7 protein-coding genes and 1 pseudogene are annotated in these 13218 nt (G+C 46.6%); all 8 read right to left on the bottom strand.

Annotated features, from left to right (window positions below; genetic code table 11):
• Positions 1–234: 234 nt before the first annotated feature.
• On the bottom strand, positions 235–1623 hold the full coding sequence (gene argH / locus ACT7WV_RS13145) for an argininosuccinate lyase (RefSeq protein WP_445103324.1): 1389 nt from the start codon (positions 1621–1623) through the stop codon (positions 235–237).
• A 101-nt stretch (positions 1624–1724) separates the two neighbouring features.
• Positions 1725–1964: a hypothetical protein gene (locus ACT7WV_RS13140; protein ID WP_445103323.1), complete on the bottom strand. Its 240-nt coding sequence runs from the start codon at positions 1962–1964 to the stop codon at positions 1725–1727.
• A gap of 141 nt (positions 1965–2105) precedes the next feature.
• Positions 2106–3566 carry a GAF domain-containing SpoIIE family protein phosphatase gene (locus ACT7WV_RS13135; RefSeq protein WP_445103322.1) on the bottom strand — a complete coding sequence of 487 codons (1461 nt, stop codon included), beginning with the start codon at positions 3564–3566 and terminating at the stop codon, positions 2106–2108.
• A 601-nt stretch (positions 3567–4167) separates the two neighbouring features.
• Positions 4168–4269: pseudogene (locus ACT7WV_RS13130) on the bottom strand (DUF938 domain-containing protein); the annotation flags it as partial.
• 276 nt (positions 4270–4545) lie between these two features.
• Complete coding sequence (locus ACT7WV_RS13125; RefSeq protein WP_445103321.1) at positions 4546–7314, bottom strand: family 10 glycosylhydrolase; 2769 nt, start codon at positions 7312–7314, stop codon at positions 4546–4548.
• Between the two features lie 158 nt (positions 7315–7472).
• Complete coding sequence (locus ACT7WV_RS13120) at positions 7473–10154, bottom strand: DEAD/DEAH box helicase (protein WP_445103320.1); 2682 nt, start codon at positions 10152–10154, stop codon at positions 7473–7475.
• Positions 10155–10285: 131 nt separating this feature from the next.
• Positions 10286–12466, bottom strand: coding sequence for a tetratricopeptide repeat protein (locus tag ACT7WV_RS13115; RefSeq protein ID WP_445103319.1), 2181 nt, complete (start codon positions 12464–12466; stop codon positions 10286–10288).
• A gap of 252 nt (positions 12467–12718) precedes the next feature.
• Positions 12719–13045: a 30S ribosomal protein S6 gene (gene rpsF / locus ACT7WV_RS13110; protein WP_445103318.1), complete on the bottom strand. Its 327-nt coding sequence runs from the start codon at positions 13043–13045 to the stop codon at positions 12719–12721.
• Between the last annotated feature and the right edge of the window lie 173 nt (positions 13046–13218).

The raw sequence follows: 13218 nt of genomic DNA, 5'->3' as shown, positions 1-13218 counted from the left end.
GCTTAATCTGCCTAGCGATCGGCATTGTTTAGCAAAATATACTCCTTGAGCTTGGCTACCAAGCAAAGAGGCAATAGTATCTCTTTGGTTTCAGAGAACTGGGGTGCTATACGGCGCAGCTTAGATTCGAGAGCTGCCTAGTAGTCCGGTTGGTATGCTTCTTTAAGACAAGCAGCAGTTATTTGCCTAAGCTTGTCTTAAAGCGCTTACTCAGTAGTTTTAAGCAGCTATCATTTATTCGGCAATAATTTTCGCACGGGCGTTTTCTAGAGCTTGTCTGACTTGCTCAAAACCGGTACCACCGTAACTATTGCGAGCTGCTACTACTTGGGTTGGTGTGATCGCTTGATAAATATCTTCCTCAATTGCTGGGTGCAATTCTTGCCAGTCTTGAAGTGTCAGATCCTTAAGGAGTTTCCCCGCCATCAGGCAGGTTCTGACAATCTTGCCGACGAGGTTGTAAGCTTCCCGGAAGGGGACGCCTTTGGCAGCCAAGTAGTCAGCGACATCTGTAGCGTTAGAGAAGTCTTCGTTAACGGCTTGTGCAAGACGCTGTGTGCGAAATTCTAGCCCTTCGCGCAGCAAGATTGTTATGGCTTCTAAGCATCCTTTAACAGTCCTAACGCTGTCAAAGAGAGCTTCTTTATCTTCTTGAAGATCTTTATTGTAGGCTAGGGGCAGTCCTTTCATTAACACCAACAGAGCCTGCAGGTGACCAAAGACACGACCCGTCTTGCCTCGCACTAACTCCGGGACATCGGGATTTTTCTTTTGAGGCATGATGCTCGAACCAGTGGCACAGCTATCTTTGAGGGTGACAAAGCTGAATTCCTGGGACGCCCAGAGAATAATTTCCTCTGACAATCGGCTCAGGTGTACCATAATCAGACTGGCAGCAGACAAAAATTCAATGGCAAAGTCGCGATCGCTCACCCCATCAAGACTGTTGCTGTAAACACTGGCGAAATCCAGCAGGTTAGCACTGTAGTGTCGATCGATGGGGAAAGTCGTCCCAGCCAGAGCACCACAACCCAACGGCGAAATATTCACCCGTTCTTGAATTTGACCTAATCGTACCCAGTCTCGCTCTAGCATTTCAAAATAAGCCAGCAGGTGATGAGCTAGGCTCAGGGGTTGGGCTCGTTGCAGGTGAGTATAGCCAGGAATTAGGGTTTCTACGTTGTCCTGGGCTAGGTTAAGAAGAACTAGTTGGCATTCGCGTAAGTGGGTGCGAATTTGTGAGATCTGATCCCGGAGGTAAAGCCGCGTATCCGTCCCCACTTGATCGTTGCGGGAGCGGGCGGTATGCAGTTTTTTGCCGACATCACCAACTATTTCTGTTAGTCTTCGCTCTACGGCAAAGTGGACATCTTCAGCATCGATCCCTGGAGTGAATTTACCCTGGCGGTATTCTGAGCGGATTTGTTCTAGGCCTACAACTAACTGCTCACCTTCCTCCGGTGAAATGATGCCAACATGGGCGAGCATTTTGGCATGAGCAATAGAACCAGTGAGGTCATACTCAATTAGTTCAATGTCAAAATTTATACTGGCATTGAAGCGTGCGATCGCTGGATGCAGAGCTGATTCAAAGCGCTGACTCCAGGTTGTTTGTTTAGTCACAAAACCTCCTTCGCAGTTGGCTGCCCACGTGCTTTGACCGTAGGATTTATTAGAACAGTTAATTCAGCATATTTGTGGGTTATTACGATTGTTAACAACTCTCAAAAAGCAGTAAAATTCCGAAAAATGTAACCAAGAGCTATCCCAATCAGCAGCGCCCAGACTTGACCAGAGGCAACAAAGTGGTTCCAGGCGTCTCGCATTTGACCCAAAACATCGGGATCATTAATTTGTTGAGCCAACACCAGCCAATCAAACGATAACTGGCTGATTAACCCTCTTACAATATCAGTCTGGTGGCTGATGTTATTTAACCCAACAGTAACTGCTTGTATTTCCATTTCTTTAGTAAGCTCTACAGCCCTGAGGTGATCAACAAGCAATAGGTGGATACCTGGGGCGATTAGATTCTACCAGAACTCTTCAACTCAGACTTACCCAGCTTCAAAAAATCTGGTTAGGATTGGTTTGCACTAAATCAGTCAGGTAGAAGATGTAACCTGCATCACAACCAGTGTCATGTCATCTCCATTGGGGTTTGTTGGCCCGACAAACTGCTGCACCTCTTCAAACAAGTAATCTAAAATCTCCTGAGAACCTTTACCGTGTTCACAAGCCCATTGGAAAGCTTTGCTCAAGTTTTCTTCATCAAAGCGATCGCCATGCTGATTGGCTCCGTCGGTGAACCCATCGGTGTAGTAAATAATCGTATCTCCAGGAGCTAGCTGTATTTGAGCGTCTTCATACTGAGAATCTGCTTCTAGACCAATCAGCATCCCCTCGGTATCAAGTCGAGTCAGGGAACGGGTTGACGGTTGCCACAACAACGGTGGATTGTGGGCAGCATTGCTGTAAGTCAGAATCTTCGTTTGAGGGTCATACTCTGAATAAAACAGAGTGACAAAACGGTGCGAATTTTCTAAATCTGCATACATTACCCGGTTCAAATGTTCAAGAATCCGGGCCGGAGAGTGGCGGTTCAGCACTTCTGCCCGCAGCATGCCCCGTGTCATGGTCATAATTAAACCAGCAGGTACGCCCTTACCCATCACGTCGCCAATGACAATGCTCCAGGGTACACCAGCCCCTTGGGTGTCGGATTCCTCATCTTTGCTGGAGTTTCTTGACCTTAGCTGGTCATAGTTGGTGGGAATGAAATCATAGTAATCGCCGCCAACACGATCAGCCGTCTGGCACTTTGCTGCCAGTTTTATACCCTCGATTTGAGGACATTGGGGCGGTAGTAAGCGTAATTGGATTTCGGCACCAATTTCTAGCTCTCGATCCAGCCGTTCTTTCTTACGCAACTCAACTGTAAGCTCATCATTAGCGATCGCTACTGCTGTTTGATCGGCGACTAAGCGCACTAATTTCTGCCGCGTTTGTGTCCAGCTGTATTGTGGGTCATGGCTAAAAACATACAGCAGCCCTCTCTCAGTATTCTTGACCAGAATTGGGGTGCCAAACAGCTGCACTTCTGTTCCTAAATAATGACTCAAGCACTCGTCAAAAGATTTGTGGAAATTAGTGAACGAGCTTGTAGCCGCCTGATCTTGCTCCTCCCCTTTACCTAGAGGACCAACTTGACGGGTTGCTTTTTCTATCGCTTTACGAATATCCTGTAAGTATCGACCTTCCTGGCAATGCAGCCAATCCAGCCTTACCTGACCATTAGGCTTTAATAGAATTAAGGCACAGCCGTCAGCATCGGTCACCCGCGCAGCCATCAGGGGAATTAACTCCAAAAACTGATTAAGGTTGTTGAAGCTCCGTAAAGCAAAACCCAGTGAACTCAATAGATTTTGAATCTTGTGCTGTTCCCGGTGCAAACGCGCTACTAAGTCTTTGAGAGCAGAGACTGGCGTCGCTGCTGGCGAGGTGGCAGCAAGTTTGCTGCTGGTTTCTCCATTTGATGGCTGTGGGTGAACAGGCCTTGCTTTCATAGCATCAGGCGTTGGAAACATTGTTTGAGCCGAGGAATAATCAAATTAATCTGCTTGATCTGTAAGTAGGAGTCATTTAACTCCTCAGATTTTTGGAAGGAGCCTGGCGGGGTAAGCTTGGTCTAAGAGTTCTCCACTGTTTATTTAGCAGTTTCCGGACAGTTCACCTTGGGGGTTAATTCAACCAGGGAGGTAGCCCGAAAAGCATTATGGCTTTCTAATAGAACCTGTTGTGGTCGATTTTACTTATCTTGCAATCCCGCTCAAACTATTGTATATAGGTTTCGCCAGCTTGAGGTGTCAATCATAGCGCCAAATAGGTAGCTTGCCAATATTTCTTCATAATATTTTCATGAATATTTGTACAGAACTAATGACTCAGAAATCCTGATAACGGGATAACCTCCTGGGACTGACGCCTTAGACACTCTCCTGAAATGCTAGCTTAAAGCTTTAACTTTTCTGAGTCTTTACAGTAGAGCTAAAGATTGTGAGGATGTTGTGTTTAATTAGACATCCTGAACAAAGGTATTACTCAGCAGTCAAATACTAACAGAAGATAGGCGAGAGCAGGAGTATTAACCTCCTGAACAAATCAAAGTTCGAGGGCTCGCACTCCCCACTCAGGATTTTGAGTGCGCAACGTCTGATTAAAGGTAGCATTACTGGGTACGGTATGTTCTCCACCTTGTTCAAACGAACCCTATAACTAGAGAATGCGATCTTTGGAGAGAAGCCGACCAACACCCAGCATTAGAGCGTGTTTTCAAGGTTTTACTATTAGTTAGAACTGGGGTAGTTGCAGTTATAGCCAAACTTAATAATCCTCTAGCTCAAAATTTTTGCTTCTTTACTCCCATACTTTACAAAAATTGCATACCGTCGCACCACGACAGTAGCAGAACCTAGTTCTGCTGCGAGAGTTACCCTTAACTTTTTCGCTAATTTACCTAGATCTAGTGATGATCTTTTGCTTCTCCTATTGTTGTTCGGCCACCTCTGCTCGGTTTTGACCGAAAGCTGCCCGCTCACCATAGCGTAGCAATCTGTCAATTGTCGCGAGACGGTTATCCCAAACTTGGACTTGGTAAGCTTGCTCAATTGCCTGTTGTTGCATCCATTTCTGGAAATCAGACCGAAACGAAGAGAGCGATATTTTTGCTAACAACAAATTCTGCTTTGATGGGTCTTGGGCTAGTTGATTGAGCAAGCGTGAAAGCTCATCTGCTTTTGTGCCCCACTCCGAGAGTGCTGGTTCCTGAACCAAGATTCCACGATGCGCTAAGAGAAAAGTCCATTCTTGCTGCAAAGCCGCATAACGAGCCGCCGCCGCTGGGAAAGGCTGGCGGTAAGGTACTGGTTGAGTGTTAGCACTCTCTGCCTGACCCTGAGTTTGATGAAAGATATTTTGTAGGTGAGTATTGAGATTCTCGGCAGCAAACAGAGCATACCCACCAGCAGGCAAATCCCGCAGCAGTTGAATTTGGTCAATCGCTACAACATTCGGCAAATTCAACAAGCGAATTGCTGGCAAAATCAATGTTGAACTCAGAGAAGGTTGCGTCAGCACAGGTTGCGCTAGATTCTGTAAGCTGTTGGTATCCAAGGCATAAGTCATCGGTACAATCAGATCGAGATCACCTCGGCTTGCCCAATCTTCCCAGTTTTGTTGTAGTCTTTGCAGGCGTTCTCCTCGTGGAGTAGCAAAGACTGCCGCAGATAAAATTAGCTGAGGATTTTTCTCTCGCAGGCGAGCAGACACCGACGCCACAAAGCTATCGATTTGCCTAGTGCGAAAATCAGTCCACTGTTGCCACAATTTACGGTTGTCGGGGTAAACCTTGACCGGGTCAACGCCAGTCATTTCCTTAAACTGCTGACGTGCCGCCTTACCATAGCCATAGGTTTGATTAACCTGGGGGTCTTGAAAGGGATAACGAATGTAGTCTAACTGAATGCCATCCACGTCATAGCGATCGATAATCTCTTCCAATAGCGATGTCAGATAACGCCGCACCTCAGGATTAGCCGGATCTAAGAATGCCTTTTTGCTACTGGGATGAAATGAACGCCCCCGCTGATCAACATTAGCCCAATCTGGATGACGCTTTAGCACTGGACCAGGATAACTGGCTGGTTGGTTCAAGATTGTGTTGTGACGCTGATTAGCTGCTGCAAAGATCCAAACCCAGGCATGTAACTCCATCCCACGCTCATGGGCTAATTTAACCGCTGCTTCTAGAGGATCCCAACCCTTAACTAAAGGATTTTGCTCCGGAGCAACACGGCTGGGGTAAATCGGATAACTAGCATTAACCGTTTCAAAAAATACTGTATTAAAACCAGCTGCCGCCAGTTGGTCAAAAATTTTGACTAAATCTCGCTCTGACTTAGCTTTGACGATGGTGCCTCTGTCTAACCAAATCGCCCGAATCTCAGGCTGAGCAAGTTGACGGTCTAAGGGGTAGTTGTCCCAAAGGGTACGGCGCGCTTGGATCCACTGTTCTCTGGCTTCCCGGTAATCTTTTTGAGCAATAGCATTACGGAAGCTTTGCATGCTTGTTCTTGCCTGGGTTAGTGCTCTGTGAGCAGAGCCTTTGGTTACGTTTTCTCTACTAGTGTGGGTGTGACCTGAAACTGCATCCTCCTTGACATTGGGAGCAATAAATTGCTCAATAGCGGCGCTTGTCTGTAAATCAAGGTCACTGTTTGTTGCATTGGCAGCTAGTAGAGCACTTTCAAATCTACCAATCAAATTTTCCAACTCTTGACCCATCGCCGTTACTTGCACTCCCGTGAGTTGTTCCCTGCCATGAGGCTTTACTAGGATGCTGCTGAGGGGTTTCTCTGGTGTGGCGGTTGCTGCTGAAGATGTCCTAGCAAGAGCATTAGTGGGAGCTTGGGAAGAGATACAATATTGTTGCGATTGTTCTGCCTCCTGTCTATTGGCCTTCAACTCGCTAGGACTTATACCATAGCGCTCTAGAGCTGCTCGTAACCAAGCACTATCCACCTCAACCGAGGCTACACTATTTAAACCCCAGCGCCAGCCAAAGAAGGTAGACTTATCTGTCGTGATCACTGCCGGTGACTTTTCCTGCTCGCTCCAGACAGCAGCGGTTGCAGAATTAGTGTCTGCGGGAATTACTGCGCCTCCGAGAATAGTACCGACCAATCCGTCTTGGTTTACCCAGTTCTGTGTATCGCCTGGTAAAGGTTCTAAAGCAGAGGGTTTTGTCAAGGCAAAACCCCAATAGGCACCCAAAAGCGATCGCAATCTTTGGCGTACTTCTGGTTGAGAAAGAGTACCCATCGGCCCACTAACAATTAATCGACCACCTTGATCCATCCAGGCTCGCAGTGCTGCTAGCTGCGTTGGCTTCAGTAGCTCAATATTGGGTAAAAATAGCAATTGAGTGCTGCCCAGGTCTGATGCTTGCTCAACTTGAGCCAGGTCAACAATACAGTAATCAACACCCGTGGATAATAGGCGTTGGCTGATCCCCGGCCAATGTCCGTTATTATCCAGACTCTTAACCACACCTAGTTGTGCTGTTTGAGCTCCTGCTGCTGGTAACCAAGCTAGAGAATTAAGTAAAGTTCCTAGCAACGTACCGAGGGTAATTTTCCTCAGATGAAGGCTTCTTTTCTGACCACCGCGCCCTGTGAGCAATTTTTTCCGACCCTTTTGCTGGTGAAGCTTCGTAGACAAATGGTCTTGGTAATGGTGACCAGAATTACTGCTCAACAAAATCTGCTCCTTATTAGCTTTTTGCACTCCTGAACACTATTTGGCACCTTAGTAGGTTTCTCTAGAGTAAAGGTTAAGAAATTATAAAACTAAGTCTCGCCCAGTTCCATTAAGGCAAGACTTAAGAGTTCAGGATACATTTTCCCAAGGGAATTTTAACGGACTACTTCATTGACTGGGAAGCGGTCAATTAACTGTATAGCCCGGATCGCGTTGCTTTTTAAAGTGGGCGATAAGTGAGGTACGTGGGGAATTTGCGAGAGTAAATCTACTGTACGACGCAAAATCCGTACAATATTCCCTTCATCTAGGCTGGTATTAGCGCATAGTTCTATCCATTCAATACCTAGCGCCCATTGCTCAACTAAACCGACTAATTCACCAACTATTTGATCAAGAAATCTATACTCTGGCCAAATAGGCAGTGTAACGCCATAGCGATACTGTGACTTGAGCAGATCCTGCCTTGTCTTTTTCGAGCTTAACAAAGCTTCGATTACTGATGGAGCTGGTGAGTAGTTAGTCCAACTATCCGGACGAGGTGTCTCAGTAACCAAAGAACAAGCTGCTCCAGCCAGGTGATGGGGGTCTAAATCATCAAATTTCCCTGACATTAATGCCAAACCCAACCACAGTTCATTATCACCTCTAATAGCGGCTGCGGCTTCCCCCAAAGTTGTTGGTTTGACATCATCAAGACAACCAAAAGCTCGCAAAATTTCAATCAGGTTGATAAATTCTTGCCAGTGATATGCTTGGCGTTCTCGGTATTGAGCTTGCAGTTCATTGATTTGGTCTTGTAGGTCTAATCGGCGTCGGTGACGCTTGATCAACTTAGAAGGGCTACCTGACTGCATTAAAGGATGATCCTCTAATTGTGCTACCACTTCCTCCACAACTTGCTGCTGTTCTAGTACTTCTGCAGCCACCGTAGGAGTTGCGGTGCTAGGAATAGCAGAGGCCAGCTTTTCTGTCTCTGGGGTGCCACGACTAATCTGACCTGGCTTGAGCTTTAGTTCTGCTGGCAGTTCTACAGAACCAATATTGATAGTTTGTGGAGCAGCATGCAAGCCCACAACATCAGCCATACTTGCTACATACCAGCGGTTATTGGCGCTTAAGCAGACCAAGTCAGGTAACTGACCATGACCTTTTTCTTTCTTGACTAGTACTGCTGTGATGGGGAAGGAAACTGGTACGTACTTTCCTTTCAGATAAAGGATAATCCCTGGTGTGGCTGCTTGTAGTACCTGGGTAACTAAGCTTGATTGTGTTGCTTCAGCTTGAGTTTCTAGTATTCTCAGTAAGCGACGTTCCTCTTTGAGACGTCCTTTGAGTTTTTCATAGCTTGAGAGCGCTTCCAGACTTACTGGTGCTAACTGAATGTCAATTTTTGCCAGTTCTGTACTCAGCTCAGTAATCATCTGTTGCTGAGGCCTGAGGTACTGTGTTGCCAGATATTGCCCAAAACTGCGTTCTACCAAATCCTTAGCTTCACTAAGCGTGTGAGTTTGTAGCAGATTTAGTACCATGCCATAGTTAGGCGTAAACTGGCTCACCAGTGGATCAGCGGCAGCAGTTGCTAAGTAAGCCGCTTCTTTTGATCCTTCAAATCGTGTTTGTAAAGTTACTACATGACCAGTAGTATCCATACCTCGACGACCAGCCCGACCTGACATTTGCAAAAATTCAGAAGCCTTGAGCAGTCGATGTCCCTCATCGGTGCGTTTAGACAGGGATGAAATGACCGTAGTACGAGCAGGCATGTTGATTCCTGCCGCTAGAGTCTCTGTGGCAAAGACTACTTTGACTAGACCTAGTTGGAAGAGTTCTTCTACAAACCCTTTCCATACTGGTAAAAGTCCAGCATGGTGGCAAGCAATACCGCGACAGAGGGGTTCTAGTTGTTCGGCGCGACCAGCTTCAGGATTACGAGACAAAAACTCGTCAATTTGCACTCTCACTTGAGCCGCTTCTTGTGGGGAAACCAGTGATAGTAAACCCAACTCCTCTACAGCACGCTCACAACCTCGGCGACTGAAGATAAAGTAAATTGCCGGCAACATATCCCGTTGCTGAAGTTCACTGAGAACCTTAAGCATGCTGGGACTTTCTGGGCGTTCTCTGCGTCCTTTACCTTTTTGGCGCTTTGACTTGAGGACAGGATTGATGTCGGTTTTATTCTGATTCAGCAGAGACACTAGTCCTTGAGAGTTACCGAAGTGAAACTGCAAAGGAACTGGTCGGAAGTCAGAGTAAATTAGCTTGGTTTTACCGTGTACTAAGTTAAGCCAGTCGGTTAACTGCTCGGAGTTGGCAATTGTAGCCGAAAGGGCAACCAGTTGAATTTCCGGTGGGCAGTAGATAATTGATTCTTCCCATACCGTACCCCTCTGCCGGTCGTTCATGTAGTGGCATTCATCAAGTACTACCGCCTCAACACCTTCCAAGGAAGCACCGACTTCCCCAATTGGTGTGCCGTAGAGCATATTGCGGAAAATTTCGGTGGTCATTACTAGGATCGGTGCTTCCCGGTTGACAGAGATATCCCCGGTTACCAGTCCTACATGTTCAGCACCGAACTGCTCGCGAAAGTCCCTTAGCTTCTGGTTGGAGAGCGCTTTCAATGGTGTGGTGTAGAAAACGCGACCGCCCCGCGATAGGGCGCGGTAAATAGTGTATTCCCCAATCAGGGTTTTCCCAGAACCAGTGGGGGCACAAACAACTACAGAGCAACCAGCATTCATTGCCGCGATCGCCTGTTTTTGAAACTCATCAAGTTCAAACGGAAATAGATTATTTAGCTCAAGCTCTGTAAAGGTAGTGGAAACGTTCACACAAAGTTTTTCTAATAAGTGACCCTTGGGGATTTTTCCATCCTAGCTTTATTCCATGCTGAATTTAGTTTTCTTATTGTATTTCGATATATCTTGTGATTTTAAATTTCCCAAACCTACTAATTACTATTTTACAATCTGGGCAAAATATCCGGTAATAGCTGACCGGGGACTTTAGAAAGGGCGCGATTCTGCCCAGTAATCCCGCTTCCATCATAGAAGGTGCGAATTATTCTGGCAGCGTAGGTTACGGCAGTTTGGTAGGTTTCAGATTCTACACTAGAGTTGGTACAAGCTTGCAGGTGTTGGTGCAATGCAGCTTCCAGATGAGTAGACTTAGAGGATTTATTTTGAGATGAGGCAAGCTGTGGTTCGGTTGCTAGCTGATAGTGTGCTAGTCCTAAATTGTTGTGGGTGGCAAAAACATCAAAATTGACTGGTATTGGTGTGCTTTTGTGTTCAGGTTGCTCACTCCCAGCAAAAGGATGACACCCAGCTGCGGCTAAAGCCTTCTCATAAGCTGTGACACATTTCTCTAAATATTCTGCCTTGGCGTCATCTTCTGCCTGAAAGCGGTCTGCTAAGTGCCAATAGGCAGTACCCAAGTTATTCTGCGTGGCGGCGCAAGCGGCTGGTGCAACTTCGGGTGTCCGGTAATTCAGAGCATCTTGATAGGCAAAAATCGCTAACTTTAACCAGGTTTCTGGTCTTTCGTACTGGGCAAGATTCCAGTAACCAGTACCTAGGTTATTTTGAATCATTGCCCAATTTAAGGGTTCAGTTTCAGGATTGTAGTGAGAGAGTGCCTCTTTGTAGGCGGTGATTGCTGCTTTCAAATTCGCTACTGGCGATTGATGCTGAGCCAAATTCCAGTAAGCAGTACCCAAGTTATTTTGGGTGGAGGCATACTTCCTTGGTTCGCTTTCGGGGAGGCGGTAGTGTAGTGCTTGTTCATAAGCACGAACAGAATTTTCTAAATTTTCTACTTGATCTTGGTAACGAGCCAAATCTCCGTAAGCAGCTCCCAGATTGTTCTGAATCATGGAGTAGGTTTGAGGAGCTTCTTGGGCACTAAGCTTGGTTAGGGCTAGCTGGTAGGCTTGAATACCTTGTTCTAGATAGGAGAGTGTATGTTCAGCGCTAGTAGGACAACGGGACAGCATCCAGTAAAGGTTGCCAATGTCATTGAGGATATCTGAGGTTTGGAGCGACTCTTCTGGTAAGCATTGCAGCGCTTGCTCATAAGCTTGGATGGCAATTGCTAGGTTTTCCTCAGAATTGTCTCCTTGTTCAATTACCTGACGATAATAGTTTCCTAGTTCTAAATAAGCTTCAGCCGCCGACTTGTCTTGATTTCCCTGGGGCAGATTAACAGGTTGCAAGTGGTTTGGGGTTTCTACTGGTTCCTGAGCAGAGGGAAGATGATCTGCTGATGGCGTTGGCGTAACCGATCCAGAGGAGTTAGGATAGTTCGTTGGGGGGGGAGCTTGGTAGCCTGGATAAGCTGGTTGAGGGGCATCGGATATCGGCTGAGCAAGTTCATGGACTTCATTGTTAGCTGCAAACTTTCCCTTAATTAAACTCTGTGCCAGATCGCTTGGATGCTGATTTTCCAGGCTAGCTTGGCTCACAGGCGTGAGTTTGGGCATCTGAGTTGAGTCATCAGCCAAAAGCTTGCGTAAGTCTTCCTTGAAGGAAGCTGCGGCCTTATGTGAAGTTTTAGTTTTTGCTGTGGGAGAAGCCTCTGGTCTAGCAGCACCTACTGGTGGTAAGGGTGTCGGCTCCCCTTCAAACTCAAAGATGCCAGTGTGCCACTGCCAAAATTCCGGCACGGACTGCTGAATAGTATGGAACCAAGGTCTGGGTAACCAGAGCAATAACGTTGATTCCAAATGGGCTAAATTGCGCTCAGTAGCCTGTAGACGCCTGAGAAATAATCTTTGCAGTTCTGGTGGTTGCCTTGTTAAGCCCTCTACCCCCAAAATTTGAAATCCTGGTATCTGCTGACGAACTCTTGATGGTTGGTGCTGTAGTAGCCATTGAGCAACGTGAGCCAAGGGATTGGGGTTGCTCAAGTTTAGTTCGAGACTCACCAATTTTGAGCAGTTTTGTTCGCCTGTTGACTCTTTGGCTGCACTAAGAGCCAAGTCAGTTTGCAATTTGCTGGCTAACCGATTGCGCAGGCTGAGGTCATCACACACTGCTACAAACAGTTGACGGCGTAAACCGAGACTTAGCGAAAGTTTCAGGCGTTGATAGGTTTGCCGATTCCAACTTGAAACTTTATGGGAAGCAGTATCTGATACTGCCATCCTAATAGATGGAGGGGCACAGGGACTATTGTTGCTCTTCATCGCTGACAACCGAAGACACAAAGGTGGCGGGGGTGGATTTATATATCTCTTCCTGCCATTTCTGCCTAGGCCAGGATTGGCTCTAGGTGTCCCTCAATATTTTAGGCTTGATTGTCTTACTACAAAAGTGCAGTTGCTGCGCACTTGTGTTGAGATGGAAGCCGCCTGGAAGTCTTTACTTTTTAGAGGTCAAGACTTCCAGGACGTCTGTTAACTCTCTACTTCTGCTGGCTCTGGGGTAGGAGCTAGCACTTCCTGCTTCAGGGTTAGGTAGCGAATCACTTCTTCGCTGAGCCGCATCGCCCGCTCTACTGGTGCCACGTGGTTACCTGGAGCTTTATAGTTCACTTGGACGTAGATTCCTTCACGGCAGCGCTTGATTTCGTAAGCCAAACGACGCCTACCACGATGCTGGATCTCAGTTTCCTGAGCCCCATACTCTCCAAGGAGGTTTTGGTATTTAGTGATTGTTTCATTGACCTGCTCTTCTCCTAGATCGGGACGCAGGACGTACATTAGTTCGTAACTTTCGAGCAATGGTGTTAATCTCCTTTTGGACAACGCAGGCCTCTTCTCTTGAGACATAGACAGCAACCAGAACAGGTTGAGCTGTGCCCCACTCTGAAGAAGCAAGGAACTAAAATCTTACTACTTTCTGCTATTAATTCTAGCTAGCTGGCAAGTTTAACCTGCATCTGTACTTATTTAAA

The sequence above is a fragment of the Symploca atlantica LB2515 genome, assembly GCF_052546295.1.
This window is presented reverse-complemented; position numbering and strand designations above follow the sequence as displayed.